The sequence below is a fragment of the Ramlibacter sp. genome (genome assembly GCF_035548915.1).
Taxonomy (GTDB): domain Bacteria; phylum Pseudomonadota; class Gammaproteobacteria; order Burkholderiales; family Burkholderiaceae_C; genus Ramlibacter.
Genome location: NZ_DASZSE010000051.1, coordinates 12,595 through 37,962 on the forward strand (window position 1 = coordinate 12,595; position 25,368 = coordinate 37,962).

The following is a 25,368-nucleotide window of genomic DNA, read 5'->3' on the forward strand; positions in this document are numbered from 1 at the left end:
CCGCAAGTTCTCCAAGGTTGGGCCGGCTCGGGGCCGGCCCTTTTTTCCCCGACATCTGCGCAGTCACCCATGCAAAACCCATCACCGCAAGGGTCGTGCGAGCTTCGCATGACCCACTTCGGCGCAGCCGGCTGGCGCATCACAGACGGCATGACGACGTTGCTGGTCGATCCGTATTTCTCCCGCGTGCGCTATGCAGGCAAGACCTTCGGCGACCCCGACGCCCCGGTGTCTCCCGGCGACGCGCGCCCCATCTTCCGTCCGGCCGATCGCCTGCACACCGACGTGGCGCTCGTCGACAATCACATCGACCGGGCCGACTACATCCTGATCTCGCACTCGCACTTCAACCATTGCATGGACATGCCGCACATCGCGCGCAAGACCGGTGCACTGGTGCTGGGCACCGAGAGCACGATGAACGTCGCGCGTGCCGGCGATGTTGCCGAGCGCCAGCTCATCACCGTGAAGGGTGGCGAGGACTACGCCTTCGACACGCTGTCGGTCCGGGTGCTGCCGAGCCTGCACTCGCCGCTGGCCGCGAAGCGGTACTTCGAGTCGAGGCTGGTGCCCCCCGACGTGGAGCGGCCGCTGCGCATGATCGACTACTGCGAAGGCGGCACGCTCGGCTACTTCGTCCGCTGGAAGTCGCATCGCATCATCGTGTTCGGTTCGATGAACTACATCGAGCGGGAACTGTTCGACATCGACGCGACAATCGCCCTCGTGCCGGCGGCCAAGCCGCGCCTGCACATTCACGACTACACCGGCCGCCTTCTGCGGCGCGTCGGCTTGCCCCCGCTGGTGGTTGCCACGCACTGGGACGTTCAGACGGCGCCCTACGGTGCGCCGCAAGACGAGGCACTGGCGCAGGCCGACACCTTCGTGGCGGAGGTGAGGCATGTGTCGCCCGGCTCGGAAGTCGTCGTGCCGCGTCATTTCGACACCGTGGTCGTTAGCGAGTCCGGCGCGGTGCGCGCGGTCGAGAGCGCGCATCCGGAGGCGAATTGGCCCAGCTTCCGCAGCTGAATTGGCCCACGGAAATTTCATGCAACTGCACATAATTCAAGGCCAATGTCACTCCCCGCCAAAGGTGGATTGGCATGAGGCATTCGTTCGAGGAATCGCATGTTTTCGGAATACAAGGATTACGACGCGCTGGGGTTGGCAGACCTGCTGAGGCGCAAGCGCGTGTCGCCGGCGGAGCTGATGGAGGCGGCCGTGGCGCGCGCGCGCGAGGTCAACCCGGTGCTCAACGCGCTTTGCTACGAGAAGTACGAGGAGTCCCTTGCGCTCGCGCGCGCGCTGCCTCTGAAGGGAACCTTCGGCGCTGTGCCGTTCCTGCTGAAGGACTCCATCGCCGCCACGCGGTTCAAGACGAGCATGGGCTCGCGCTTTTTCAAGGACGTCGAGCACAAACAGGACGCCACGCTCGTCACTCGCTTCGGCGAAGCGGGGCTCGTCTCGTTCGCGCGTACCTGTGCGCCCGAGCTGCTGATGTCGGCAACGACCGAGGCCGTGGTCAACGGCGGGCCGACGCGCAACCCGTGGAGCCTCACGCATTCTTCGGGCGGCTCGAGCGGCGGCGCCTCGTCGGCCGTGGCTGCGGGAATCGTGCCTCTTGCGCATGCCAGCGATGGAGGCGGCTCCATCCGCATCCCGGGTTCGAGCTGCGGACTCTTCGGCCTGAAGCCTTCGCGCGGCCGACTGCCCGCCGGGCCGCTGACGAGCGAGATCCGCGCGGGGCTCGGCACCGATGGCTTCCTATCGCGGTCGGTGCGCGACACGGCCGCGGCGCTGGCCGCGGTGTGCGCGCCGGATCCCGTTGCACCGTACGCGGCTCATGGCCCAGCGGTGAACTACGCCGACCGGTCGAGCCTGCCCTCGCATCGCCTTCGTATCGCGGTGTGGACGAGCGCATGGGAGATGTATCCCGTTCACGCCGACTGCGTGGCCGCGGTGGAGACGCTCGCGCGGCACTGCGAGCAGCTCGGCCACGCGGTCGAGGTGACACAGCCCGCGGCATTCGACTACGGTGCTTACGCCGACGCGACCACGCGTCTTTTTGCGAGCCACGTCGCACTCGACATCGACAGGCGCGCGAAGCTGCTCGGCCGCGCGCCAGGGCCCGAAGACCTCGAGCCGGCGACGCGCTCGGCGTACGAAAAAGGCAAGACCATCTCTGCCGCTGATTACCTGGCGGCGGTTGCCACCATCCACGCCGTGGGCCGCGCGATGACGGGCTTCATGTCGAATGTCGATGTGGTGCTGACTCCGTCGCTCACGCAGCCGCCGCCTTTGCTCCAGGAAATCGCGCAGGCCCGCAACATTGCCGATCACCAGGAAGCGAACTTTGCGCGCACGGCTTTCCTCATCCCGGCCAATGCGTCCGGCCAGCCTGCGGCCACGGTCCCCGTGCACTGGAACGCCGAGGGGCTGCCCATCGGCGCCCAGATGATCGGCGGCGCCGGCCGCGAGGACGTGCTCTTCGCGCTGGCTTTCGAAGTGGAAGAGCTCGCGCCATGGCAGCCGCGGCTTTCCGTTGTCACGCATCGCGCCTTCGAAAGCGCATCGCGCTGAAGAAACGCAATAACCAGAATCCCCAGGAGACTCAATGACCCAGTACATCGAGATGACGCCGCAGGAGATGACGCAGCGCGTCGCGCGGTTCAAGGACTTGCGCGCGAGCAAGCTGGCCGTGATCGACGCCGTCATCCCCGAATTCGAACGCGAATTCTTCAGCGTGATCGGTCGCGGCATCACCGAAGACCCGGAAATGCCCGTGGCGATCCCCGATGCACAGGACTTTCACGTCGCCATCGTGAAAGCGGCGCCGGGCAAGGGCTCGGGCCTGCATTCGCACACGACGACCGAAGTGTTCCTGCCGCTGTCCGGCCGCTGGTCCATCCAGTGGGGCGGCAAGGGCCACGAGCTCATGCTCGAGACATGGGACGTCATCTCGGTGCCGCCGAATGTGATGCGGGGCTTTCGCAACGAGTCTTCCGAGGATGCGTACCTCGTCGCCATCCAGGGCGGCACGAAGCCCGATCCCATCGAGTGGTCCCAGCAGATCCGAGAGGCCGCGATGAAGCTGGGCGTCACCACGGACGGCAAAGGGCGGATCGTGCGCAACGGCAATCCGGGCTGACCGCCCGGCATACAAGAGCTAGGAGAGAAGCATGTTTTTCGAACGAATCGCACGCGTGCTGATCGCCGCGTGCATCGCGCTGGTCAGCCACGTGGCACTGGCGCAGGCACCGCAGAAGGTGCTGAACGTGATCAGCCAGGACCTGAACGAGCTCGACCCGACGCAGGGCAGCAACCGCATTGCGCGCGTCTATTCGCAGATGGTGTTCGACACGCTCTTCGCGCTGGATGGCAAGCTCGCGCCGCAGCCGATGATGGTCGAGCGCTTCACGACGAGCGCCGATGGGCTGGTGCGCACGTACACGCTGCGCAAGAACCTGAAGTTCCACGACGGCACGCCCATCACCGCGCACGACGTCGTGGCGTCGATCAAGCGATGGGCCGACAACACGGGCATCGGTGGCCAGCTCAAGTCGCGGCTGGCGTCGCCGCTCGGCATCGAGGATGCGCTCACGTTCCGACTCACGCTCAAAGAGCCTTTCGGGCAGGTCGAATTCCTGCTGGCGGGGGGCGGCGCACCGATTCCTGGGATCATGCGCGAGAAGGACGCCAGGCGCCCTTACAACACGCCGATGCCGCTGCCCGTCGTCGGTTCGGGCCCGTTCAGGTACGTGGACGCCGAGCGCATCGAAGGCTCGCGCGCGGTGTTTGCCCGCAACCCCGATTACGTCGCGCGGCAGGAGCCGCCGGATGGGCTTGCAGGCAGCCGGGTCGTGAAGGTCGACAAGGTGGTGTGGATGGTGATGCCCGATGCAACGACGGCTGCAAGCGCCCTGATCGCCGGCGAAGCGGACCTCTGGAGCGAAGCCGATCCCGACCAGTTGGGCACGCTGAAATCCAAGGGCATCCAGATGAGCCGCAACGGTTTGCCTTTCGTGTGGTTCGTGCGCCCGAACCACCAGGTGCCGCCCTTCAACGATCCCCGGGCGCGCCAGGCACTCGCGTTGCTCGTCGACGCCAAGGAGATGATGCCGATCGCCGCGGGCGATGCCGACTGGAAAGCCTGCCATGCTTTCACGGTGTGCGGCTCGGTGTATTCCACCGAGGTGGGCTCCGAGCCTTTTCGCAAGCCGGACCTGAAGCGCGCGAAGGAGCTGATGGCGCAGGCCGGCTACAAAGGCGAAACGCTGGTGATGGTTGCCACGCTGGGGCGCGACACCTGGGTGGCGCAGGTTCTCGCGCAGCGCCTGAAGGACATCGGCGTGAAGGTGGACGTCCAGCCTCTCGAATTCCCGGCGCTGCTCCAGCGTGTGCGCGCGAAGGGCAAGCCCGTGGGGCAGGGCGGCTACAACCTCTTCGGGTACAACGCCACGGGCAGCCTGTGGTTCCATCCGCTCACGAACGTCGCGCTCGACATGTCGTGCGGCGGCAAGAACTGGCAAGGCTACCCGTGCGACGAGAAAAGCGAGGCGCTGCGCCAGAAGTTCTTCCAGGCGACGACACCCGTCGCGCAGAAGGCCGCCTTCGAGGCGTTGCAGCGCGACCTCTGGCGATCGCTGCCTTACATCCCGGTGGGGCAGTGGGACGTGGTGAATGCGTACCGCTCCAACATCAGCGGCGTGTCGCCCGCGTACGTGCAGGCCTTCTGGAACATCGACAAGCGCTGACCGGCGCCGCATCCGACAAGGTTTGGCATGACCGCATACCTCCTGCGGCGCGTCCTTGCGACGCTGCCGGTGATCTTCGTGGTGGCGCTGATCGTGTTCAGCCTGCTCTATCTCTCACCGGGCGACCCGGCGATGCTCATCGCGGGTGATCAGGCCAGTGCGGAGGAGCTCGAGCACATCAGAGTGTCACTCGGACTCGACGAGCCTTTTCTCGTGCGGTTCGGCAGCTGGCTGTGGCAGATCCTCGGCGGCTCGCTCGGGGTCTCCATCTTCACCAACATGCCGGTGGGCAGCCTCATCGCCGCCCGCGTCGAGCCCACGATATCGATCATGGTCCTGACTCTGCTCTTCGCATTGGCGGTGGGCGTCCCCCTGGGTATCGCCGCTGCAGCGAAGCCGGGCGGCTGGGTGGATCGCATCAGTATGTCTTCAGCCGTGCTGGGCTTCTCGGTTCCCGGGTTCGTGCTCGGCTATCTGCTGGCCTACGTGTTCGGACTGAAGCTCGGCTGGTTTCCGGTGCAAGGCTACTCGCCGCTCGGCGACGGCGTCGTCCACTGGCTGCGCAGCCTTGCACTCCCGGCCTTGTCGCTCAGCAGCATCTACATCGCCGTGATCGCGCGCACCACGCGCGCAGCGATGCTCGACGTCCTGCAGCATGGCTATATCCGCACGGCGCGCGCCAAGGGCGCAGGGCGCGCAAGCTTGCTTTACGTGCACGCACTGCGCAATGCCGCGCTTCCTGTCGTCACCGTGGTCGGGATCGGCGTTGCGCTGCTGATCGGCGGCGCGGTGGTCGCGGAAAGCGTGTTCGCGATCCCCGGTGTCGGCCGGCTCACCGTCGACGCCATCCTGCGGCGCGATTACCCCGTGATCCAGGGCGTCGTGCTGCTGTCCTCCCTCATGTACGTCGTCGTGAACCTGCTGATCGATCTGCTGTACGTCGTGATAGACCCAAGGGTGCGCCTGTGACGACCGAAACCATTCCGGCACCGCCGGCGGCGATCGACGGCACTTCCGCGTTGCCTGCCGCTCCCGCGCGGCGCGCGAGCTGGGTGCGATCCGTCTGCCGCAACCCGGCCGTTGCCATCGGCGGGTTCGTGCTGCTCCTGCTGGTGGCCATGGCGGTCTTCGCGCCTTACATCACGTACGCGGACCCCGAAGCCGTCGCGCCGGTCCATCGGAAGCAGGGCCCTTGCGCCATGTTCTGGTTCGGCACCGATATCCTCGGGCGCGACATCTTCTCGCGCGTCGTGTTCGGAGCGCGCATCTCGCTCATCGTGGGTTCATCCGTCGCATTGCTCGCGTGTGCGGCGGGCCTGGTGGTGGGTGGCGTCGCGGGCTACTTCCGCTGGGCCGACAACGTGTTGATGCGAATCATGGACGGCATGATGGCCATCCCCTCGATCCTGCTCGCGATCGCCATGATCGCGTTGAGCCACGCGGGCGTATGGAGCGTGGTGATTGCCATCACCATCACGGAAATCCCGCGCGTGGCGCGCTTCGTGCGCGGCAACGTGCTCACGATCCGCGGCCAGCTCTTCATCGAGGCAGCCGTGGCGAGCGGCACACGGCCCGCGCGCATCCTTGCGAGGCACGTGTTTCCCAATCTGGTGTCGCCGCTGGCCGTGCAGGCCACCTTCATCTGCGCGGCAGCCATCCTTCTCGAAGCGGCGCTGTCGTTCCTTGGCGCCGGCATTCCGCCCAACATCCCCTCGTGGGGAAACATCATGGCCGAAGGCCGCGGCATTTGGCAGACGAGTCCGCACACGGTGCTCTTTCCCGCGCTGTTCCTCACGGCCACCGTGCTGTCGATGAACGTGCTGGGCGACGGCGTGCGCGATTTCCTCGACCCGCAGATGAACCGCCGCGACTGAGACGAACCCCACATGAAATCAGTTCCAGCAGCGCCCATCCTGCAGGTCGACGACCTGCACGTGCGGTTCCCGGCGGCAAGCGGCATGGCGCACGCCGTGCGAGGCGTCACCTTCGACGTCCGCGCGGGCGAGACGGTGGCCATCGTGGGGGAAAGCGGCAGCGGCAAATCCGTTACGGCCATGTCCATCCTGCGCCTGCTCGGCCCCAACGCCCGCATGTCGGGAGACATCTTCTTTGAAGGCCGCGACCTCGGCCTGCTTGCCGAGCGCGAAATGCGGCAATTGCGGGGCAACGAGATCGGCATGATCTTTCAGGACCCGATGGCGAGCCTCAACCCGCTCTTCCCCGTGGGCAAGCAGATCGCGGAATGTCTGTTGCTGCACAGCGGGATGAGCGGGTCCGAAGCGAGGGAGCGCACATCGAAGCTGCTCGTGGAAGTCGGCATTCCCGACCCGCAGCGCCGCGCGCGGCAGTATCCGCACGAACTCTCGGGCGGCATGTGCCAGCGCATCATGATTGCGATGGCGATCGCATCGCGGCCCAAGCTACTCATCGCCGATGAGCCCACGACAGCGCTGGACGTGACGATCCAGGCGCAGATCCTCGACGTCCTGCAATCCCTCGCTCACGAGCAAGGCTCGGCCGTCCTGCTTGTCACGCATGACCTGGGCGTGGTCCGTGAATTCGCGACGCGCGTACTGGTGATGTATGCCGGCCGAATCGTCGAGTCCGCCGCCACGGAGACGCTCTTCCACGCACCCCTGCACCCCTACACGCGCGGCCTCATGGGCGCGATGCCGCCGCCGGTCGTGGCGGGCTCGGGCTATCGCCGCCTCAACGAAATCCGTGGCTGCGTCCCCAGCGCGAAGGAACACATCGATGGATGTTCGTTCCGGCCGCGGTGCGATCGTGCGACGGACGTTTGCCGCGGAGTCACGCCGCAACCTCACGCTTTCGCAAGCCTTCACTCGGCCGCTTGCCACAACCCCTTGTCGATGAAGGAGCCCGCGTGACGGAAGCGCTGCTCGAAGTTCACGAACTGAAGAAGCACTACCCCCTGAAGGCGGCCTTGCCGTTTCAGCCTCGCGCGCTCTTGCGCGCGGTCGACGGCGTGTCGTTTTCGATCGCCCGGGGCGAGACCTTGTCGCTGGTCGGCGAGAGCGGATGCGGAAAATCCACCGTCGGCCGCTCGGTGCTGGGCCTGCTGCCCGTCGATGGCGGCGAGATCCACCTCGACGGCGTACGCATCGACACGCTGACGGCGGGCCGCATGCGGGCCATGCGCAAGCGCATGCAGGTGATCTTTCAAGACCCCTTCTCGTCGCTCAACCCCCGGTTGAAGGTGCGCGACATCATCGCGGAGCCGATCACCAACTTTCACCCCGCCGTGCGTGCCGAGGAGATCGAAAGGCGCGTGGCGTCGCTGCTCGAAAAGGTCGGCCTGCCGCGCGATGCGATCGGCCGGTGGCCGCATGAGTTCAGTGGCGGCCAGCGGCAGCGTATCGGCATCGCGCGTGCCCTGGCCGCCAACCCGGAGCTTATCGTGTGCGATGAAGCCGTGTCCGCTCTCGACGTCTCGGTCAAGGCGCAGATCGTGAACCTGTTGCAGGACTTGCAGCGCGAGCTGGACCTGTCCCTGCTGTTCATCAGTCACGACCTGGGCATCGTGGCGCACATGACGCATCGCGTCGCCGTGATGTACCTCGGGCGCATCGTCGAGATCGGCACCCGTGACGCCATTTTCCTGCAGTCCCGGCATCCGTATACGCAGGCGCTGCTCTCCGCCGCGCCCCAAGTCGAACCCTCCGCCGCCAAGCGGCCGCGCGTGATCCTCAGGGGCGAAATTCCAAGCGCGGCCAACCCGCCTTCGGGTTGCCGCTTTCACACCCGGTGCCCCCATGCGTTCGAGCGCTGCGTGAAGGAGGAGCCGCAACTCAGGCGAGTGAGCAGCTTGCACGAATCCGCTTGCCACCTCAATGACGAAAGGCCCTTGCAGTGACCGTTCATGTCCTTCGCGCCACGCCCGCCACCGTGCGGGTGGGCATGTTCGATGCGAGTTTCGAGCCCGTGCTGTCCATCGCATCGGGCGACAGCGTCGAGATCGAGACCGTATCGGGCAAGTCGAACCTTTTGCCGGCCGAAGGATCCGGCATGCACGTGCCTCAGGCCCTGCGGGCGATTGTCGAGGCCGACTTGCCGTTGATGGCGCCGCACATCATCACCGGCCCCGTGGCCGTGCATCACGCCGAGCCCGGCGACATGCTGGAGGTGCGCATCGATTCCGTGACGCTTGGCTGCGACTGGGGCTACAACTACATTCGCCCGCTGGCCGGTACGCTGCCTGAAGATTTCCCCGAATATTCATTGGCGACCATTCCCATCGACCGCGAGCGCGGGATGGCCGAGTTGCCTTGGGGGATGAAGCTGCCGCTGCGGCCCTTCTTCGGTGTGATGGGCGTGGCACCGCCCGAGCGCTTCGGCCGCATCTCGTCGAAAGAGCCGCGTGTTCATGGCGGCAACATCGACAACAAGGAACTCGTTGCGGGAAGCACGCTCTACTTGCCCGTGCATGTGGCGGGCGCCAATTTTTCCGTGGGCGACGGGCACGCGGCGCAGGGCGACGGGGAGGTGTGCGTCACCGCGCTCGAAACCTGCCTCGACGGCAAGTTCACACTGCACTTGCACAAGGGCGGCGGCATCGGCGACCCCTTGCAGGTGTATCCGCGCGCGGAGACGCCAACGCACTTCATCAGCATGGGTTTCGACGAAGACCTCGACCAGGCGATGAAGCAGGCGCTGCGGCAGATGATCGGATTTCTCGAGCGACGCTGCCGCTTGTCGCGCGGTGAGGCCTATCAGCTTTGCTCCTTGGCCTGTGACTTCCACGTCACGCAGACCGTGAACGGCGAGAAGGGGGTGCACGGCATGTTCCCGAAGCACTTGCTGGGTTGAGGCACGCATGCTTCGAGAAATGATCCAGGAACCCTGGAGGCTGGATGCGACGGCACTGGCCGAAGCGATCCGCAACGGTCGCCTCACGAGCCGCGATGCAGTCGAGTCGTGTCTGTCACGGCTTCACACCGTCAATCCCCGGATCAATGCTGTCACCGTCACCCTTGCCGACGAAGCGCGGGCTGCCGCGGACGAAGCCGATGCGGCGCTGCGCCGCGGCGAAGCGCTGGGCCCGCTGCACGGCGTGCCCGTCGCCATCAAGGAGAACGTGGACCAGGCGCGCACCGCCACCACGGCGGGCGTCGCTGCGTTCAGGGACATGATGGCGCCGGATGACAGCGCGCCAGTGGCCAACTGGCGGCGCAGCGGTGCGGTGATCGTGGGCCGCACGAACACATCGCCATTCGCCATGCGCTGGCACACCGACAACGAGTTGCGCGGCGCCACGCTCAACCCCTGGGACACGTCGCTCACACCCGGGGGCTCCAGCGGGGGTGCGGCGGCCGCGCTCGCGGCGGGCATCGTGCCCCTGGCGCACGGCAACGACTACGGCGGCTCCATCCGCTGGCCGGCGTACTGCTGCGGTGTCACGGGATTGCGGCCGACGTTCGGTCGCATTCCGTCATTCAATCCGTCGGCGAAGGAAGACCGCGGCTTCACCAGCCAGACCTTTGCCGTGCAGGGCCCGATGGCGCGCAGCGTGCGCGACTTGCGGCTGGGCCTTGCCGCGATGTGCGGGCGCGATCCACGCGACCCGTGGTGGGTGCCGGCGCCGCTTGAAGGGCCTGCGCCCGCGAGCCCGCTGAAGGTGGCACTGGCCATCGACCCCGGCGGTCAGGGCGTCGCACCGGCCGTGGCCCATGCCGTGCGCAAGGCGGGGCGCGCGCTGGAGCGTGCCGGCTATGTCGTCGAAGAGGTGGATCCGCCTTCGGTGGAACTGGCGGCGGACCTCTGGTGGCGCCTGGCGTGGACCGAGACCAGGCACGTGGTCGCACCGGCCATCGAGAGATTCGGAGACGACGCGCTCCGGCAGACGACGGCGCGCTACATGGCTTCCGCGCCCGACATCGACCTGGCCGGCTACATGAAGGACATCGCGAGGCGGGCCACGTGCCTGCGCGAATGGATGGTGTTCCTCGAACGCTATGCCGTCGTGGTGGGGCCGGTCTCGACGCAGCCGGTGCCTGGTGCGGCGTTCGACATCGCGGACGGTGCGGACGCGCTCGAGCAGAAGAAGGCTTTCCGGCTGCTCATTTCCGTGAACCTGCTGGGCCTGCCCGCCGTATCGGTACCTACGGGTGTCGAGGGTAACGTCCCTTGCGGCGTGCAGGTGATCGGATCGCGTTTCCGCGAAGACCTGTGCCTGGCCGCGGCGGAAGCGATCGAAGCGAATTGCGGCGTCTTCACGCCGATCGACCTCGCGCGCTGATGCGCCTCACCGTCTCACCGGCCCAGCGGCGCACGTTCACTGCCATGCAACAGCCTGCCAGGGAGGCGCTCGACCAGCGCGCACCGCTTCCGCGCGCGTTCGCCGCATCGGCACTCGCGCTTTGCGTCGTGCTCACGAGCGCGAATCTTTCGACCCCGCTGTACCCTTTGTGGGCGGCGCGGTGGGGCTTTTCGACCGCCGTGCTCACGATCGTGTTTGCCGCTTACGTGATCGGCATCATCGGGGTGATCCTTCTGGCAGGCAGGCTGTCGGACGCGCTCGGCCGGCGCCGCGTGCTGCTCCCCGCGCTGGCGTGCTCCTTCGCAGGGGCGGTGATGCTCTTTCTCGCACGCGGCGTCGAATGGTTGATCGTCGCGCGCGCGTTGCAAGGCATTGCCGTCGGCGCCACGGCAGGCACGGCGACGGCCGCACTCTCGGACTACGCGCCCGAAGACAAACCGGGCCGCGCGGCCATCGTGGGCTCCTTCGTTTCGGTTGGCGGCTTGTCATTCGGGCCATTGATCGCGGGCATGGTTTCGAGCCTGGGATTCGAGCCCGACGCCATCGTGTGGCCGATCGACATGGTGATGATCGCCGCGAGCGGATCGCTCGTGATGCGATACCTTCCGCAGACCCGGACGTTCGCGCGGGCCGCGATGCGTTTCCAGAGGATTTCCGTGCCTCGCGGGATTCGGCTCATGTTCGCCGGCTGCGCGGGAGTGTTTCTCCACGGCTGGGTGGCCACGGCGTTTTTCCTGGCGTTGGGGTCGACATTCGTTCACGACATGCTCCACCGGCGCCAGCCCGTCATCGGCGGGTTGGCCGTGTTCGGTGTATTCGCGGCTTCCGGCCTTGCGCAGTTGCTCGTGCGGCTGACCAAGTCCCGCAACGCGCGCCGCGACATGTTCGCCGGCATGGCCGCGATGGCCGCCGGTACGGGTCTCTTCCTCACAGGGCTCGCGCAGTCTTCGCTGTTGCTCTTCGCGTGCGGCAGCGTCTGCGTCGGCGCCGGCCAGGGCATTTCGTATGTCGGCAGCCTCGCGTCGTTGCAAGCGGTGACCCCGGTCACGCACCGCGGCGAGGTGATGGGCGCGTATTACCTGGCGGGCTATGCGGGTGTGGCGGTGTTCGTCCCCGCGGCGGGCTTCCTCGCGTCCTCGATCGGGCTTCTCGCTGCGGTCTCCTGCGTGAGCGGCGCGCTGATGGTGTCGGGGGTCGTCGCATCGGCAGTGCTCTTCACGCCCGCTTGCTCGCAAACATTCAGGGAACTGCGCTGCCGCGTTGCCGCCGCCTGATGCAAGCCATCGATCTGCAGCCTTGCGCTGATTTGAACTTCCGCATTGGACCAAATCTTCGGATTTCAGCGGGACCCATCATCTTTTGCTTGAGATCGGATTCTCCGTTGTTCAAACTTCCCAAATTGCATGCAACGGAATACAGAGAAAGAGGAATCGAATTGATAAGCGCAGAGAGAAACGAGTTCATGACGCGCGTGGGCGCCGGAACGCCGGCCGGCACACTGCTGCGAAGGTACTGGCAGCCCGTGGCCCTTGTCGACGAACTCGAGGGCAAGCGGCCGCTGAAGGCTGTGAAGCTGATGGGCCAGGACTATGTGGTGTTCAGGGATGAGCAGGGGCGGCTCGGAATGCTGGACAGGGACTGCCCGCATCGCGGCGCGGACCTGGCTTTCGGCCGGCTCGAAGATGGCGGCTTGCGCTGCCCGTTTCACGGGTGGCTCTTCGATGCGACGGGCCAATGCCTGCAGACGCCAGCGGAGCCCGCCGGCAGCAAGTTATGCACGCGCATCAAGCAGAACTCGTACCCGGTTGTCGAGCGCGCCGGCATCGTCTTCGCCTTTATCGGGGAGGGCACGCCGCCCTCATTCCCGGACTTCGACTGCTTCGTCGCTCCCGACACGCACGTGTTTGCATTCAAGGGGTTGTTCGAGTGCAACTGGCTGCAAGCCCTGGAGGTCGGCATCGACCCCGCTCACGCTTCGTACCTGCACCGCTTCTTCCAGGACGAAGACCCGTCGGTCAGCTACGGCAAACAGTTCCGGGGCGCTTCGGCCGATTCCGACATGCCCATTACCCGCGTGCTGCGCGAATTCGGTCGGCCGGATATCAGCGTCACGCTCACGGATTACGGCTTGCGCCTCACGGCCCTGCGCGAGCTTTCCGAAAGAAGCACGCATGTGCGCGTCACCAACGTCGTATTTCCACAAGCTTTCGTCATCCCCATGAGTTCGGAGATGACGATTTCGCAGTGGCATGTGCCGGTGGACGACACGAGCTGCTACTGGTATGCCGTGTTCACGAGCTTCACGACCCCCGTGGACAGGCAGCAGATGCGCGAGCAGCGACTGAAGCTCTACGAGCTGCCCCATTACACGTCGCGCCGCAACAAACGCAACGGCTACGGCTTCAACGTCGACGAACAGCTCAAGGACACCTACACGGGCATGGGTGACGACATCAACGTGCACGACCAATGGGCGGTGGAGTCGCAGGGGCCGATCCAGGACCGCACGCGCGAGCACTTGGGCACCACCGACAAGGGCATCGTCGCGTATCGCAAGCTGCTGGTGGAAGCGATCGAGGCGACGCGCCAAGGCCGCCCGGCGCCGATGCTGATCGACGCAGCGCAGGCGGCGGCTCTCTCGGGGCCGGCGTCGATTGACGGCATTGGCGAATCCGCGGACCCGCACGGCTACTGGCGGCGCGCGGACCGGCATCGCCGCGAGAAGTGCGACTGGGCGGCGCCGCGCTTGCGTTCCCAGGCCACCACCTCCTGAGCGCGCCATGCCATCTTTTGTCGAACGACACGGCCTGCGGTCGGCTGAGGCAGCGCGCGAAGCTTCGGAGCTCGAGCGGCGGCTCGAGAGCGCAGCGGTCGACGTCGTGCGGTTCGCCTGGCCAGACCAGCATGGCCTGCTGCGCGGCAAGACGCTCGTGGCCGGCGAAGCAGCGAGCGCGCTCGCGCAAGGCGTGAATCTCACTTCGACGCTGATCGCCAAAGACACGTCGCATCGAAGCGTTTTTCCAGTCTTCAGCGCAGGTGGCGGTTTTCCGCTCGAAGGCTTCCAAGGCGCAGCGGACTTCACCATCGTGCCAGATGCCTCCACTTTCAAGGTGCTGCCGTGGGCGCCACGCACGGGCTGGGTGCTGTGCGACGCCTTCATGTCCGACGGGAAGCCTTGCCCGTACGCAACGCGGCGAATCCTGCAACACGCTGTGGATGCGCTGCGCGAGCACGGGCTCGAATTCGTCGCGGGGCTCGAGGTGGAGTTCCATGTGTTCAAGCGGACCGATGCGTGCATGGCGCTGGAGCATTCCGGCCAGCCGGGGCGGCCGCCGGAAGTCGAATTGCTCTCGCACGGCCACCAGTACCTCACCGAGCTGCGCTATGACCGAGTGGATGAAGTGATGGAGCTCCTGCGCGGGCAGTTGCTCGCACTCGGCATGCCGTTGCGATCGCTGGAAATCGAGTTCGGCCCCAGCCAGTTCGAGCTCACCTTCGGCCCGACCGTGGGCGTGTTGCCCGCCGACACCATGGTGTTGCTGCGCAACGCGATCAAGCAGATCTGCCACCGGGCAGGTTACCACGCGACCTTCATGTGCCGGCCGCGCATCCCGAACGTGATGTCGAGCGGATGGCACCTGCACCAGTCGCTCAGGCATTCGCGCGATGACGCGAACGCCTTCGTGCCCGCGGATCCAGGCTCGCCCCTCAGTGAAACGGGGATGGCCTGGCTGGCGGGGCTGAAGGAACACGCCTGCGGTGCCGCGGTTTTCGCGAGCCCCTCTGTCAATGGCTACCGGCGCTACCGCCCCAATTCGCTCGCACCCGACCGCGCGGCATGGGCCCGCGACAACCGCGGGGCAATGCTTCGAGTGCTCGGAGGCCATGGTGAGGCCGCATCGCGCATCGAAAACCGTGCGGGCGAGCCGACGGCGAACCCCTACCTCTATCTCGCCTCGCAGATCTTCTCAGGGCTTGACGGTGTCGTGCGCGGGCTCGACCCGGGTCCCGGTGCCGATGTCCCTTACGAGACGAAAGCGCAGCCGCTGCCGCGAACGCTCGCCGACGCGTTGCACGCGCTGAAAGGCGACGGCTACCTGGTCGAGGCCTTCGGCCGCAATTTCGTCGACTACTACTGCCACATCAAGCAAGCGGAAATCGATCGCTTCAATCTCGAAGTGAGCGAGTGGGAACACCGCGAGTACTTCGACCTTTTCTGAGACGTTCGCATGCCAACGGTCTATTACGTCACGCCTGCAGGCGATCGCATCGCGGTCGAAGCGAAGCTCGGCATGTCCATCATGGAAGCGGCGATTCGCAACAACGTGCCGGGCATCGAGGCCGAATGCGGCGGCAGCTGTTCGTGTGCAACTTGCCATGTCTACGTCGATCCGGCCTTCATGCCGCGACTCGCACCACCCGAGGACATGGAAGCCGAGCTTCTCGAAGCCGTCGCAGCTGCGCGCACGCCGCAGAGCCGGCTCGGATGCCAGGTGGTGATCACGCCCGAGCTCGATGGCATCACTTTGCGTGTGCCGCTCGTGCAGTCATGATCGGCAAGCGCCCGCTCGTCATCGTCGGCGCGTCATATGCGGGCCTGCAGATTGCCGCGAGCGCCCGTGAAAACGGTTTCGAAGAGAAGATCTATCTGCTCGGCGAAGAGCCCTACGCGCCTTACCATCGTCCGCCCTTGTCGAAAGGGTTGCTGACGGGCAAGACACGCGAGGAGCAGATGATCCTCAAATCCCCCGATTTCTTTGAACAGCAGGGAATTGAGCTGCTTACTCGCACGACTGCGACGGCATTCGATGCCGCCCAACGCAGACTGAGCCTTGCCGACGGCTCGCAACTGGACTACGGCTGGTTGGCTCTTGCCACCGGTGCGTCGCCGTGCAGGCTTGAAATGCCTGGTGCGAATCTGGACGATGTCTTCCACTTGCGAACGCTCGACGACGCGCGTGCCATCGCAACTGCGGCGGAGACGGCCACGCGCGTCTGTGTGATCGGCGGCGGCTACATCGGACTGGAAGTTGCAGCTGCACTCGCGAGCCGGAGAAAGTTCGTCACCGTGCTGCAGCGTGCGCCTCGGCTATTGAGCCGCAGCATGTGCCAGGTGATGTCGGCGTACGTCGAGGAGGCGCATCGTGAGCGCGGCGTCGACGTGCGCACCTGCCAGCGCGTTCGATGCTTCAGGCCTCACTTGGGACGCGTCGCCGCGGTCGAGACTGAAGACGGCACCCAGATCCATTGCGACATGGTCGTCCTTGGTCTGGGTGTTCGGCCCAATTCCGGACTTGCAGCGCACGCAGGCCTTCATGTGTCAGACGGGATCGAGGTCGAGGTGAACGGGCGAACGTCGGCCCCCTGGGTGGTTGCGGCCGGAGACGTCGCATGCGCGCCCAACCCGTACGCTGGACATGGCGCACGACGCGTACGACTCGAGTCGATTCACGCAGCCAACGAAGGAGCAAAGGCCGCCGCCGCGACCATTGCCGGCCGAACTGCGACGGCTGCGCAGGTGCCCTGGTTCTGGAGCGACCAGTTCGACCTCAAGTTTCAGATGGCGGGCATTGCCCAGCCGGGCGACGAATACGTGGTGCGTGGCGAGATGGCTTCGGACAGGTTCAGCGTGGCGTATCTGCGTGATGGGGTGTTCGTCGCATTGCATTCGGTCAATCGGCCGCTGGAGCACATGATCGCGCGCAAGCTCGTTGCTGCCCGGGTGCGTCCCAATCCCCTTGTCCTGGGCGATCCGTCGTTCGACCTTCAAGAACTCCTGCGCCATCCGGTGGCCGCCGAGCGCCAATGAAGTCCCGCTGCTTCAGTAAAGGTCCTCCTCTCGCGGCGGCATCCCGATAAGTTCCAATGCGGCCCGTCGTTTCCGCCGAGTTGCCCCACACACCAGCACACACATCAAGGCTTGAATACGTACCGGGCGTCGGTGCCTGTCTCCCAGCACACCGCCACCTCGGACAGCGGGCGGACGACAGGGGCCAGCGACAGCTCGCCTGAAGCCGCCGAGCACGCCTGCGATCGCCTTCAACAGGGACGGCAGAGCGACGCTTCGGATGCCGCTGCCCGTGAGCGTCGGCCCGCTGGCAGCACCGACCGACCTCATCGGCCCCATCGGCATCGATCTGCGCCTTGCAGCGTTTGACGTTCGGGCTAGCAGCCATTGCACAGCTGTCATCCCGGCGGGAGCGGAAGCCTTTGCGCGAGCGAGACGCTGGTACACATCCTCGGAAAGCACCCAAGTTGACGGTGTGTTGCGCTTGACTCTCGCACATCACCCCTGCCTCGCCCGCACCTGATCCAGATACCTCCCGAGCACCGGCATCGGCCCGTAGTGGCCGATCTCCTCATCCACCACCGCATACACCTTGCCGCCGCACCGCTCGCTCCACCGCCGGCAGAAGGAGTAATCCTCGCCGAGGTAAGTCCCATCCACCACCACCGGCTCGAAGAAGCCGAAGTAGTTCTCGTGCCCGAACCACTGCGTGTAGGGAAAGTGCGCCTGATAGCGGCCCACGGCCCCGCTATCCCTCATGCGGCCGAGCGCCTCGGTGGAGATGAGCACGATGCCCGTGCCGATCGAGGCCACTTCGCAGATACCCCGCTCGACCGTGAGCGCCGTTCCGGGCAGCAGCCGCACCGCATACGGCACGGCTTGCGAAATCGCCTGCCGGAACGTCTTGCCGGCTTCCTTCACCGGCTCGTGCAGCGGAATCGTGCGATAGGGCGACGCGCACCCGATCACGTCCTTGCCCGCGGCGATCAGCTTGCGGATCGCGCTCACGCTGAACTCCATGTCGGTATCGATGAAAAGCAGATGCGTCGTGCCCTCGTCGAGCAGCGCCTTGCTCGCCATCACGCTGCGCATCACGTGCAGGAGCGAAGCCTGCTCGATGCGCATGTCCCACTCGATGCCGGCATGGCGGAAGTAGTCCGTGAGGACCATGATGGAGCGCATGAATTCCTTGCGGACGTTGCCGTCGTAGCTCGGGCTCGCGATGAGGATCTTCGTCATGCACGAGAGTCTAGTCCCGCGCGCGCCGACGGCCCCACACCGCCGCGGGGCATTGAATCCATCGTCCAATCTGCGCCATGACCGATCTTTCCGCCTTCCCCATCACGCACAAATGGCCCGCCCGGCACCCCGAGCGGCTGCAGCTCTATTCGCTGCCCACGCCCAACGGCGTGAAGGTGTCGATCATGCTCGAGGAAACCGGCCTGCCGTACGAGGTGCATCGCGTCGCCTTCGACAGCAACGACCAGCATTCGCCGGAATTCGCCTCGCTCAACCCCAACCAGAAGATTCCCGCGATCCTCGACCCCGATGGGCCGGGCGGCAAGCCGCTGCCTCTCTTCGAGTCCGGTGCGATCCTCCTTTACCTCGCCGACAAGACGGGCCGGTGCGTTCCCGCCGATGCCGCACGGCGCTACCAGTGCATCCAGTGGCTCATGTGGCAGATGGGCGGCGTGGGTCCCTTCTTCGGGCAGGTCGGCTTCTTCAACAAGTTCGCGGGCAAGGACTACGAGGACAAGCGTCCTCTTCAACGCTACGTGAACGAGGCGCGGCGGCTGCTGCAGGTGCTCGACGGCCACCTGCGCGGCAAGGCTTGGATCATGGGCGACGAATTCACGATCGCCGACATCGCCACCTTCCCGTGGGTGCGCAACCTCGTGGGCTTTTACGAGGCGCGCGATCTCGTCGGGTTCGACACGTTCACCGAAGCAAGCCGCGTGCTCGACGCTTTCCTTGCGCGACCCGCCGTGCAGCGCGGCCTGAACATCCCCGCGCGAGTGGCCTGACAGCAGGTCGGGCGCGCCACCGACAGCGCGTGTCGGCGGCGCTGCTACGTTTCCTGTTCATGGGGCTCGTTGCTCCGTGGACTGAAGAGACTCTCGAATGGACGCCAACCCGCTTGCCCTTCTCATCTTCGTGACGGCCGTGATCCTTCTGGTCGCGGCGCTCGCAGCGCGCAGACACCGTTCCAACCGGCTCATCAGGCAGTTCGGCCCGGAGTATCACCGCGCGGTTGAAACACTCGGCAGCCCCGCCAAGGCAGAGGCCGAGCTCGAGGCGCGGCGCAGGCGCGTGGACAAGCTGCACCTCGTGCCTCTCGCGCCCGGCGAGGCGGGGCGCTTCCGCGAATCCTGGTTCCGCCTTCAGGAAAGCTTCGTGGACGATCCGCACGGCGTGGTGCGCGATGCGGACCGGCTCGTGTGCGAGCTGATGCGCCGGTGCGGCTACCCGATGGGCGAATTCGATCAGCGCGCCGCCGATGTCTCGGTGGATCACCCGCGCGTGGTGAGCCACTACCGCGCCGCGCACGAGCTCGCGCTGGCCGACTCGGACGGCCGAGCCGATACCGAATCCCTGAGGCAGGCGCTCGTGCACTACCGCGAGCTCTTCGCCGAACTGCTGCGCAGCCCCGCCGAGCCCGCGCAGCCCGAGCGCCGGCGCGAGAAGCCGCGCGCGGCCTGGACCGAGCGCGCGATGGCGCGCAAGGACGCGCAATCGCGCGACAAACCGCACTGATGTCCGTGCTGAAGTGCACGGCCTGCATCGTGCATCCGTGAAGTCCTACGCGGCCGCGCTGGCGTGCTTTCTAGCATGCCATGCATGAACGAGAGACTTCGCCACATCGCGCTCACCGTCGAACAAGTGACGGGTGGATACGGCTGGTTGCTTTTCGAGAGCGCGGGCAAGCGCCTTGTAGTGCTAGAACGGGCCAAGCAGCCCTACCGGACTTACCTGCGGGCCCTGCAAGCCGGCTACGAAGCGCTGGCATTGCTGTCGGCCTGCGGCCTGCACGAACGCGGCATCGGCCATGAACCGGCCACGCGCGAGGCCGAGGCAGCCCGAGAGCTCGTGGAGTTGGACTGATGCGTTACAGCCGGGCCGAATACGCCAAGATCCTTGCCTTGCAACAGGAAGTTGCGCGCGCCGAAGCGGACTACCAGCGTCTGCGCGGCGCCTACCTCGAGGTCGCTCGCGCCGAGCCCGGCCACGAAGTCGCGCTCGCGATGATCGGTGCCGACATGGACCGCGCGCATGCGCGGCTGCAGGCGCTCATCGGCCTGCCGCGCTTGCCGTTCACGCACGAGCCGAGCGCCGTCGTGCGGCGCGAGGCGCAGCGCATGGCCGAGCAGGAAACCGAGGAAAACCGCTGACGCCGCGTTCCGCGCGGGCCGACACGCGGATGGCGCGGCATCCGTAGCGGCAGGCGCGCCCCTCGGCGCAACATGGGAGTCGAAGGAGATTCGAGCAGATGATTCCCTACGACATCGATCCGAGCCTGCACGGCGGCATTCCCGAGCCCGAAGAACTCGAAGATGGCTTTTCGCCGCCGCACGCGCAAGCGGGCCTCGAGGACGCGAAGGATCGCGAGCACGTCGACGTGCCGCCCGAGGCCTGGCTCACCGACAAGAGTCCCTATTGAGGCTGGCGCGAAAGCCCAGGCTTCGCGTCGAAGAAAGCATCGATGGCCACGCATCCCGTCGAACCCGAACCCGTTGCTCCCGACGAGCGCGGCTCCGAGGCCCCGAATCCGAGCCATCTGCCCGTGGAGCCGGAATTCGGGCCGATGACGCCGCCAGGCCGCCCCGAGGAGCCGCGCGCACCGAAGCCGTCCACCGATTGATGAAGGAAAACCGAGCATGTACAGCACACCGCCTGCCGGCGTCACGCCGCCCGCCCCGGGTCTCGAAAAAGAAGAACCCGACTGCCTGATGTTCGAGGACGACATCCCGCTCGACGAGGACTCGGGCCCTGAAGCGGACGTGCTCGGGCACAATGAGGGCGCCTGAGCGCGGCATTTCCGCGCTCTCGCGCAACGATGACCGGCACGCCCGCGGCGCCCGCACCCAGCCCGCCATCTCCCGCGCCACCGCCGAACCCCGAGCCGGCGCAGCCGCCGCGCGACCCGGAAAAGCATCATGTACCCGAGCCGGGCGAGGGCAAGTCGGAGCATCCGGGGCAGGCTGCCCCATCGGCTTCATAGCGGCGCCTGCGAGTCCTCGTTCGGATCGGCCACCGGCGTCGCCTTCGCGAGCGCCATCCACACACCGAACGGCAATCCGCCACGCGTGCGCCTGCGCGCGGGCCGCGCTACCTGCAGCCGCGACTGCGCGAGCACCATCACGCCGCATTCCGCGGGAATCTCCTCCGGCTCGGCGATGACCTTGCCGCGCGCGTCGCAACCGAGCACGTACCAGCATTCGCCGAGATCGAGGTAGGCCGCGCGCTTGGATTGCTGCTTCAGATCGCCGAGCAAGTCGGCGCGGCGCACCTTCACCTCGTGCACGATCGGCTCGACATACGACTCCACCGACGTGTGGCGGATCGAAAAGACGTCCGGCCGCGCGACGCACCAGCGCAGCGGCTTGTCCGCGTCGCCGGTGGCGACCTGCGCGCGCAGGCTGAGACCGCGCCACGCGAGCCGCCCGGCGCGGCACATCTCGAGCGCCACCTGCTCGACGAGCGCTTCGTGCGCCGACAGCGCGGCGCGATTGCGCGCGAGCGATTGCGCGAGCCAGCGCAAGCCGCTGTCCGTCACGCGTAGCGTCTCGTGCCCTTCGCTGGAACGCACTCGCTCCAGCAGGCCCGCGGCGAGCAGGTCGATTTCCAGCGCGTCCTGCGAAGGCCAGCCCGCGGAGCGGTAGATTTCGCGCAGGCGCCGCGCGTGAGGCCTGCCCAGCAGCGAGCCGGAAGTCGAGAAGTCGGCGCTCATGTCCGGCATCCGCACAGTGTAGCCACCGTAGGCACGCTCCGACCCGCATTGGCGGGAAGCGCTGATCGAGGGCCGACCGCGAGGGACCACAATACCGCCATGGTTGAGAAAGCCGTTTACGGGATCACCGCCTTGCGCTATGCGGGCTCGCAGATCGTGGAAGCGATGATGGGGCTGGTGGACAGCTCCCTCGCGCACTGGGACCTCGGGCCGGCGCCCACGCGCCTGGTGGACGTGGTGGACCGCCTGGTGGAGGGCGACACCGTGATCACGCTCTTCCCGGACGATGCGGGCGAATTGCATCCCGGCCCGCAGGTGAAGGTCGACGTGCTGGCCGAGGGAACCGAGACGCTCGCGCTCGCCGAGGAAGCCCCGGGGCGCCGGCTGAACGACCTGCCGCGGTTCTGAGCCGCTTTCTTTCTTTTCAGACTTCCTTCAGCTGCCGTTGCAGCGCCATCTTGTCGGCGCGGCGTTCGGCTGCGCGGGACTTGCGGTGCGATCCCGCCTTGCGCTGCGCGGCCGCCGCCACGAACGGATTGCGCGGTTTGGGAGGCGGCATGTGCAGCTTGATCTTGCGGGCCGAGGAACTCATGTCTGGGGACGCAGGCTCGGAAACTTCGCGAGCCCGGTCGAAAGCGCCGTCCCGCACACGATCACGATACCGCACATCACCATCCACGGCGTCACCGATTCGCCGAGAAAGAGGGTGCCGTAGATCACCGCGAACACGGGCACGAGGAACGTGACTGCAACGGCTCGCGCCGGCCCGGTGTTCTCGATCAGGCGGAAGTAGAGGATATACGCGACGCCCGTGCACAGCACGCCGACCGCGACCGCGCCGAGCCACGCATGGGGCCCGGGCATCCGCGCCGGCCACAGGAACGCGGCGGGAATCGCGAGGCCGATCGTCGCGCCGAGCTGGCTGCCCGCCGCGGTGACGAGCGGTGACAGCCCGCTCAGGTACTGCTTCGCCGCGTTGGCGGCAATGCCATAGCACAAGGTTGCGCCGAGCGCCGCGAGCACGGCCCAGGCCGGCGCGATGCCGGACGCGCCGGGGCGAAAGCTCGTCTTGTCCCACGCGAGCATCGCCACGCCCACGAAACCGATGACGAGGCCCGCGAGGCGCGATGCGTTGGGCCGGTCCTTCAGCCAGGCCCATGCGATGAGGGCGCCGAACAGCGGCACGGTCGCGTTCAGGATCGCGGAGAGTCCGGTCGTGATCGAGAGCAGCGCGAAGGCGAAGAGGGCGAAGGGAATGCCGGAATTGAGCAGGCCGATCACCGCGATCGCCTTGAAGTGCTTGCGCAGTTGCGGCATGAGCCCGCGCCACCAGACGATCGGCAGCAGAAACACCGTGGCGATCGCGACGCGCACGGCCGCGGTCGGCAGCACGCCGAAATCCACCACCGCGTAGCGAGTGAAGAGGAAGGAGGAGCCCCAGATGGCGGAAAGCAGCAGGAAGTCTGCGATGGAAGCGGCATTCATGATGCGAGTGTCGCGGCAACGCGCGTCGGAACGTGACAGCGATTGATGAATCCTGGCGGCGGCATTGATACGCGATTCACATCAATGCGCCTTCGAGCTTCAGCAAGGCGCTCTTTCGCTCGAGTCCTCCCGCATAGCCCGTGAGCGATCCGCCGGTCCCGAGGACGCGGTGGCATGGCACGACGATCGACAGCGGGTTGCGTCCCACGGCCGCGCCCACGGCGCGCGAGGCGTCGGGTCGTCCGATGCTGCGGCCCACTTCGCCGTAGCTCGAGGTCTTGCCGCTCGGGATCGCGAGGAGTGCGCGCCAGACGGACTGCTGAAAGAGCGTGCCCGACTGCAGGTCGAGCGGGAGCTCGAACCGCGTGCGGGTCCCGGCGAAATATTCGCCGAGCTGCGCCGCGGCGTCTTCCAGCAGCGGATGCCGCGCGTCCTCGCGCCAGCCTCGCGTGTCGGGCGCGTACTGCTGCCCCACGAACCAGATGCCCGCGACCCCCTGATCGGCCGCGGCGATCAGCATCGCGCCGAGCGGGCCCGCGTAGCGGGTGAACGTGATGGGTGTGATTTTCAGCTTCATGAGTTGGCTCCATACCAGGCGCGGATCACCGCGTAGCTTCGCCACGGCTTCCACGCAGCGGATGCGGCTTCGGCTTCGCGCGCCGCGTTCTTCGCGCCCTGCACGCCGAGCGCCTTGTGCAGCGCGACGTCGCCGGCCGGGAAGGCGTCGGGCCAGCGCAATGCGCGCATCGCGATGTAGCTGGCCGTCCAGTCGCCGATGCCCGGCAGCTGCTTCAAGGCGAGCATCGTCGCTTCGACGTCGCAGCCCGCGTGCAGTTGCAGCGTGCGATCGGCCACGGCGCGAGCGATGCCCACGATGGCGGCCTGGCGCTGGCGCACGATGCCGAGTTGTCCCAATGCGTCGCCTTCGGCTCGCGCGAGCACCTGCGCGGAAGGAAAGAGCCTGTCGAGCGATGCGACCGGCGTTTCGATCTTCTCGCCGAAGCGGTCGACCAGCCGCTGCGCGAGCGTGCGCGCCGCGGCCACCGTGATCTGCTGGCCGAGGACGGCGCGCACCGCGAGTTCGTAGCCGCCGAGTGCGCCGGGAACGCGCAGGCCGTCGCCCTTGGGGAAACTTTCGTGCAGGGATGCGTTGATCGCGTCCGGGTCGGCGTCGAGGTCGAACATGGCGCGCACGCGGCGGATCACCTGCGGCAGCACCGCGCGCAATCCTTCGCTGGCACGCAGCACGAGCTGGTGACGCTCGACGTCGAACGACACCGCGAGCCAGCCTGAATGGATGCGGCCCGCGGATTCGACGGCGAGCGTGCGCGCGAGCCCGCGCCGCGCCGCATCGACCGTCTCGACGCCCGCGATCGCGCGGTCGCGGAAGAAGCCGAGCATCGCATCGATGTCGTAGGGCGGCCGGTAGCCCAGGCGAACCTCGACGCCCTGCGTCGGAGAGCCGCCCGCCTTGCGCAATTGCGTCGGGCTCAGGCCGTAGTGTTCCGCGAAGGCCGCGTTGAAGCGGCGCACGCTTGCGTATCCGCTCACGAGGGCGACCTGTGTGACGGCGAGGTCGGTGTCGGCCAGCAACTGCTTGGCGGTGAGGAGGCGCCTCGTCTGCAGATACTGAAGAGGCGACACGCCGAATTGCGTCTCGAAGATGCGGCGCAGGTGCCGGTCGCTCACGCCCAGGCGCGCGGCGAGTGCTTCGACAGTGGGCGCCGCATCGCTCCATGCTTCGGGCTCGTCGAGCAGGCGCGCCGCCTGATGCGCGAGGATGCTGCCCGCGTCCTGGATGGACCACGCGAGCGACTGAGGCGCAAGCTCGGGGCGGCAGCGCAGGCAGGGGCGAAAGCCCGCGCTTTCGGCCTGCGCGGCGTGGTCGAAGAAGCGGCAATTCTCGCGCTTGGGTGTGCGCACGCGGCAGACGGGGCGGCAGTAGATGCCGGTGGTCGTGACGCCCGTGAAGAAGCGGCCGTCGAAGCGTGCGTCGCGTGCCTTGAGCGCGAGGTAGCAGGCGTCCGGCTGAAGGGTGGATGCGAGCGTCGTCATGCAGGTCATGATACGCAGCGCCGCGGTGGGGACTGGCCGTTTCCGGACATGTGCCTGCGAG

At 66.8% G+C, this 25,368-nt stretch carries 29 protein-coding genes; 23 read left to right on the forward strand and 6 right to left on the reverse strand.

Annotated elements, in window-relative coordinates:
- Positions 1 to 108 precede the first annotated feature (108 nt).
- From VHA82_RS22535 to VHA82_RS22605, 15 genes are all read left to right on the forward strand, one after another.
- Positions 109 to 1,029: an MBL fold metallo-hydrolase gene (locus tag VHA82_RS22535; protein ID WP_325547419.1), complete on the forward strand. Its 921-nt coding sequence runs from the start codon at positions 109 to 111 to the stop codon at positions 1,027 to 1,029.
- A gap of 99 nt (positions 1,030 to 1,128) precedes the next feature.
- Complete coding sequence (locus tag VHA82_RS22540) at positions 1,129 to 2,580, forward strand: amidase (protein WP_325547420.1); 1,452 nt, start codon at positions 1,129 to 1,131, stop codon at positions 2,578 to 2,580.
- Positions 2,581 to 2,614: 34 nt separating this feature from the next.
- Positions 2,615 to 3,148, forward strand: a complete 534-nt coding sequence (locus VHA82_RS22545; RefSeq protein WP_325547421.1) for a cupin domain-containing protein — start codon at positions 2,615 to 2,617, stop codon at positions 3,146 to 3,148.
- A gap of 31 nt (positions 3,149 to 3,179) precedes the next feature.
- Positions 3,180 to 4,754, forward strand: a complete 1,575-nt coding sequence (locus VHA82_RS22550; RefSeq protein WP_325547422.1) for an ABC transporter substrate-binding protein — start codon at positions 3,180 to 3,182, stop codon at positions 4,752 to 4,754.
- 27 nt (positions 4,755 to 4,781) lie between these two features.
- Positions 4,782 to 5,723: an ABC transporter permease gene (locus VHA82_RS22555; RefSeq protein WP_325547423.1), complete on the forward strand. Its 942-nt coding sequence runs from the start codon at positions 4,782 to 4,784 to the stop codon at positions 5,721 to 5,723.
- Between the two features lie 50 nt (positions 5,724 to 5,773).
- Positions 5,774 to 6,628 carry an ABC transporter permease gene (locus VHA82_RS22560; protein ID WP_414708691.1) on the forward strand — a complete coding sequence of 285 codons (855 nt, stop codon included), beginning with the start codon at positions 5,774 to 5,776 and terminating at the stop codon, positions 6,626 to 6,628.
- Between the two features lie 12 nt (positions 6,629 to 6,640).
- Entirely contained in the window at positions 6,641 to 7,642 is a 1,002-nt protein-coding gene (locus VHA82_RS22565) for an ABC transporter ATP-binding protein (protein WP_325547425.1), read from the forward strand.
- Between the two features lie 80 nt (positions 7,643 to 7,722).
- Positions 7,723 to 8,628: an oligopeptide/dipeptide ABC transporter ATP-binding protein gene (locus tag VHA82_RS22570; RefSeq protein WP_325547426.1), complete on the forward strand. Its 906-nt coding sequence runs from the start codon at positions 7,723 to 7,725 to the stop codon at positions 8,626 to 8,628.
- A complete protein-coding gene (locus VHA82_RS22575) occupies positions 8,625 to 9,581 on the forward strand; it encodes an acetamidase/formamidase family protein (protein ID WP_325547427.1) in 957 nt (318 codons plus the stop codon). The genes VHA82_RS22570 and VHA82_RS22575 overlap by 4 nt, the downstream gene beginning before the upstream one ends.
- A 19-nt stretch (positions 9,582 to 9,600) precedes the next feature.
- Complete coding sequence (locus VHA82_RS22580; protein WP_325547428.1) at positions 9,601 to 11,010, forward strand: amidase; 1,410 nt, start codon at positions 9,601 to 9,603, stop codon at positions 11,008 to 11,010.
- 44 nt (positions 11,011 to 11,054) lie between these two features.
- Positions 11,055 to 12,305: an MFS transporter gene (locus VHA82_RS22585; RefSeq protein WP_325547429.1), complete on the forward strand. Its 1,251-nt coding sequence runs from the start codon at positions 11,055 to 11,057 to the stop codon at positions 12,303 to 12,305.
- Between the two features lie 161 nt (positions 12,306 to 12,466).
- Entirely contained in the window at positions 12,467 to 13,804 is a 1,338-nt protein-coding gene (locus tag VHA82_RS22590) for an aromatic ring-hydroxylating dioxygenase subunit alpha (RefSeq protein WP_325547637.1), read from the forward strand.
- A 7-nt stretch (positions 13,805 to 13,811) separates the two neighbouring features.
- Positions 13,812 to 15,251, forward strand: a complete 1,440-nt coding sequence (locus tag VHA82_RS22595) for a glutamine synthetase family protein (RefSeq protein WP_325547430.1) — start codon at positions 13,812 to 13,814, stop codon at positions 15,249 to 15,251.
- Positions 15,252 to 15,260: 9 nt separating this feature from the next.
- Positions 15,261 to 15,584 carry a 2Fe-2S iron-sulfur cluster-binding protein gene (locus VHA82_RS22600; protein ID WP_325547431.1) on the forward strand — a complete coding sequence of 108 codons (324 nt, stop codon included), beginning with the start codon at positions 15,261 to 15,263 and terminating at the stop codon, positions 15,582 to 15,584.
- A complete protein-coding gene (locus VHA82_RS22605) occupies positions 15,581 to 16,840 on the forward strand; it encodes an FAD/NAD(P)-binding oxidoreductase (RefSeq protein ID WP_325547432.1) in 1,260 nt (419 codons plus the stop codon). The genes VHA82_RS22600 and VHA82_RS22605 overlap by 4 nt, the downstream gene beginning before the upstream one ends.
- A gap of 477 nt (positions 16,841 to 17,317) precedes the next feature.
- Here VHA82_RS22605 and VHA82_RS22610 read toward each other — a convergent pair whose 3' ends face one another.
- The gene (locus VHA82_RS22610; RefSeq protein WP_325547433.1) at positions 17,318 to 18,058 is read right to left on the reverse strand and encodes a hypothetical protein; all 741 of its coding nucleotides are present in this window, start codon (positions 18,056 to 18,058) and stop codon (positions 17,318 to 17,320) included.
- A 77-nt stretch (positions 18,059 to 18,135) separates the two neighbouring features.
- Here VHA82_RS22610 and VHA82_RS22615 point away from each other — a divergent pair, with 77 nt between their 5' ends.
- The 7 genes from VHA82_RS22615 (at position 18,136) to VHA82_RS22645 (ending at position 20,844) form a co-directional block, all read left to right on the forward strand.
- Complete coding sequence (locus VHA82_RS22615; RefSeq protein ID WP_325547434.1) at positions 18,136 to 18,843, forward strand: glutathione S-transferase N-terminal domain-containing protein; 708 nt, start codon at positions 18,136 to 18,138, stop codon at positions 18,841 to 18,843.
- A 97-nt stretch (positions 18,844 to 18,940) separates the two neighbouring features.
- The gene (locus VHA82_RS22620; protein ID WP_325547435.1) at positions 18,941 to 19,573 is read left to right on the forward strand and encodes a hypothetical protein; all 633 of its coding nucleotides are present in this window, start codon (positions 18,941 to 18,943) and stop codon (positions 19,571 to 19,573) included.
- A gap of 84 nt (positions 19,574 to 19,657) precedes the next feature.
- Positions 19,658 to 19,921: a hypothetical protein gene (locus VHA82_RS22625; RefSeq protein ID WP_325547436.1), complete on the forward strand. Its 264-nt coding sequence runs from the start codon at positions 19,658 to 19,660 to the stop codon at positions 19,919 to 19,921.
- Entirely contained in the window at positions 19,921 to 20,208 is a 288-nt protein-coding gene (locus tag VHA82_RS22630) for a hypothetical protein (protein ID WP_325547437.1), read from the forward strand. The genes VHA82_RS22625 and VHA82_RS22630 overlap by 1 nt, the downstream gene beginning before the upstream one ends.
- Positions 20,209 to 20,306: 98 nt before the next feature.
- On the forward strand, positions 20,307 to 20,477 hold the full coding sequence (locus VHA82_RS22635; protein WP_325547438.1) for a hypothetical protein: 171 nt from the start codon (positions 20,307 to 20,309) through the stop codon (positions 20,475 to 20,477).
- A gap of 42 nt (positions 20,478 to 20,519) precedes the next feature.
- Entirely contained in the window at positions 20,520 to 20,678 is a 159-nt protein-coding gene (locus tag VHA82_RS22640) for a stereocilin (protein ID WP_325547439.1), read from the forward strand.
- Positions 20,679 to 20,694: 16 nt separating this feature from the next.
- Positions 20,695 to 20,844 carry a hypothetical protein gene (locus tag VHA82_RS22645; RefSeq protein ID WP_325547440.1) on the forward strand — a complete coding sequence of 50 codons (150 nt, stop codon included), beginning with the start codon at positions 20,695 to 20,697 and terminating at the stop codon, positions 20,842 to 20,844.
- Between the two features lie 188 nt (positions 20,845 to 21,032).
- On the opposite strand, the gene VHA82_RS22650 is transcribed toward VHA82_RS22645, so the two are convergent.
- The gene (locus VHA82_RS22650; protein ID WP_325547441.1) at positions 21,033 to 21,767 is read right to left on the reverse strand and encodes a hypothetical protein; all 735 of its coding nucleotides are present in this window, start codon (positions 21,765 to 21,767) and stop codon (positions 21,033 to 21,035) included.
- 99 nt (positions 21,768 to 21,866) lie between these two features.
- Here VHA82_RS22650 and VHA82_RS22655 point away from each other — a divergent pair, with 99 nt between their 5' ends.
- On the forward strand, positions 21,867 to 22,175 hold the full coding sequence (locus tag VHA82_RS22655; RefSeq protein ID WP_325547442.1) for a hypothetical protein: 309 nt from the start codon (positions 21,867 to 21,869) through the stop codon (positions 22,173 to 22,175).
- A gap of 16 nt (positions 22,176 to 22,191) precedes the next feature.
- Here VHA82_RS22655 and VHA82_RS22660 read toward each other — a convergent pair whose 3' ends face one another.
- The 4 genes from VHA82_RS22660 to VHA82_RS22675 form a co-directional block, all read right to left on the reverse strand.
- Positions 22,192 to 22,359, reverse strand: a complete 168-nt coding sequence (locus VHA82_RS22660; protein WP_325547443.1) for a hypothetical protein — start codon at positions 22,357 to 22,359, stop codon at positions 22,192 to 22,194.
- Positions 22,356 to 23,252, reverse strand: a complete 897-nt coding sequence (locus tag VHA82_RS22665; RefSeq protein WP_325547444.1) for a DMT family transporter — start codon at positions 23,250 to 23,252, stop codon at positions 22,356 to 22,358. The genes VHA82_RS22660 and VHA82_RS22665 overlap by 4 nt, the downstream gene beginning before the upstream one ends.
- Before the next feature lie 76 nt (positions 23,253 to 23,328).
- The gene (locus VHA82_RS22670; protein ID WP_325547445.1) at positions 23,329 to 23,829 is read right to left on the reverse strand and encodes a methylated-DNA--[protein]-cysteine S-methyltransferase; all 501 of its coding nucleotides are present in this window, start codon (positions 23,827 to 23,829) and stop codon (positions 23,329 to 23,331) included.
- Positions 23,826 to 25,316 (reverse strand): AlkA N-terminal domain-containing protein, encoded by a 1,491-nt coding sequence (locus VHA82_RS22675; protein ID WP_414708686.1) that lies wholly within the window; start codon positions 25,314 to 25,316, stop codon positions 23,826 to 23,828. Before VHA82_RS22675 ends, VHA82_RS22670 begins: the two co-directional genes overlap by 4 nt.
- Positions 25,317 to 25,368: the final 52 nt, after the last annotated feature.

What these genes read in the sequence shown, in the direction of transcription:
- VHA82_RS22535 (WP_325547419.1), top strand. Translation starts at nt 109, where the DNA reads ATGACCCACTTCGGCGCAGCCGGCTGGCGCATCACAGACGGCATGACG.
- VHA82_RS22540 (WP_325547420.1), top strand. Translation starts at nt 1,129, where the DNA reads ATGTTTTCGGAATACAAGGATTACGACGCGCTGGGGTTGGCAGACCTG.
- VHA82_RS22545 (WP_325547421.1), top strand. Translation starts at nt 2,615, where the DNA reads ATGACCCAGTACATCGAGATGACGCCGCAGGAGATGACGCAGCGCGTC.
- VHA82_RS22550 (WP_325547422.1), top strand. Translation starts at nt 3,180, where the DNA reads ATGTTTTTCGAACGAATCGCACGCGTGCTGATCGCCGCGTGCATCGCG.
- VHA82_RS22555 (WP_325547423.1), top strand. Translation starts at nt 4,782, where the DNA reads ATGACCGCATACCTCCTGCGGCGCGTCCTTGCGACGCTGCCGGTGATC.
- VHA82_RS22565 (WP_325547425.1), top strand. Translation starts at nt 6,641, where the DNA reads ATGAAATCAGTTCCAGCAGCGCCCATCCTGCAGGTCGACGACCTGCAC.
- VHA82_RS22580 (WP_325547428.1), top strand. Translation starts at nt 9,601, where the DNA reads ATGATCCAGGAACCCTGGAGGCTGGATGCGACGGCACTGGCCGAAGCG.
- VHA82_RS22585 (WP_325547429.1), top strand. Translation starts at nt 11,055, where the DNA reads ATGCAACAGCCTGCCAGGGAGGCGCTCGACCAGCGCGCACCGCTTCCG.
- VHA82_RS22595 (WP_325547430.1), top strand. Translation starts at nt 13,812, where the DNA reads ATGCCATCTTTTGTCGAACGACACGGCCTGCGGTCGGCTGAGGCAGCG.
- VHA82_RS22600 (WP_325547431.1), top strand. Translation starts at nt 15,261, where the DNA reads ATGCCAACGGTCTATTACGTCACGCCTGCAGGCGATCGCATCGCGGTC.
- VHA82_RS22605 (WP_325547432.1), top strand. Translation starts at nt 15,581, where the DNA reads ATGATCGGCAAGCGCCCGCTCGTCATCGTCGGCGCGTCATATGCGGGC.
- VHA82_RS22610 (WP_325547433.1), bottom strand. Translation starts at nt 18,058, where the DNA reads ATGACGAAGATCCTCATCGCGAGCCCGAGCTACGACGGCAACGTCCGC.
- VHA82_RS22615 (WP_325547434.1), top strand. Translation starts at nt 18,136, where the DNA reads ATGACCGATCTTTCCGCCTTCCCCATCACGCACAAATGGCCCGCCCGG.
- VHA82_RS22620 (WP_325547435.1), top strand. Translation starts at nt 18,941, where the DNA reads ATGGACGCCAACCCGCTTGCCCTTCTCATCTTCGTGACGGCCGTGATC.
- VHA82_RS22625 (WP_325547436.1), top strand. Translation starts at nt 19,658, where the DNA reads ATGAACGAGAGACTTCGCCACATCGCGCTCACCGTCGAACAAGTGACG.
- VHA82_RS22630 (WP_325547437.1), top strand. Translation starts at nt 19,921, where the DNA reads ATGCGTTACAGCCGGGCCGAATACGCCAAGATCCTTGCCTTGCAACAG.
- VHA82_RS22635 (WP_325547438.1), top strand. Translation starts at nt 20,307, where the DNA reads ATGATTCCCTACGACATCGATCCGAGCCTGCACGGCGGCATTCCCGAG.
- VHA82_RS22640 (WP_325547439.1), top strand. Translation starts at nt 20,520, where the DNA reads ATGGCCACGCATCCCGTCGAACCCGAACCCGTTGCTCCCGACGAGCGC.
- VHA82_RS22645 (WP_325547440.1), top strand. Translation starts at nt 20,695, where the DNA reads ATGTACAGCACACCGCCTGCCGGCGTCACGCCGCCCGCCCCGGGTCTC.
- VHA82_RS22650 (WP_325547441.1), bottom strand. Translation starts at nt 21,767, where the DNA reads ATGAGCGCCGACTTCTCGACTTCCGGCTCGCTGCTGGGCAGGCCTCAC.
- VHA82_RS22655 (WP_325547442.1), top strand. Translation starts at nt 21,867, where the DNA reads ATGGTTGAGAAAGCCGTTTACGGGATCACCGCCTTGCGCTATGCGGGC.
- VHA82_RS22660 (WP_325547443.1), bottom strand. Translation starts at nt 22,359, where the DNA reads ATGAGTTCCTCGGCCCGCAAGATCAAGCTGCACATGCCGCCTCCCAAA.
- VHA82_RS22665 (WP_325547444.1), bottom strand. Translation starts at nt 23,252, where the DNA reads ATGAATGCCGCTTCCATCGCAGACTTCCTGCTGCTTTCCGCCATCTGG.
- VHA82_RS22670 (WP_325547445.1), bottom strand. Translation starts at nt 23,829, where the DNA reads ATGAAGCTGAAAATCACACCCATCACGTTCACCCGCTACGCGGGCCCG.
- VHA82_RS22675 (WP_414708686.1), bottom strand. Translation starts at nt 25,316, where the DNA reads ATGACCTGCATGACGACGCTCGCATCCACCCTTCAGCCGGACGCCTGC.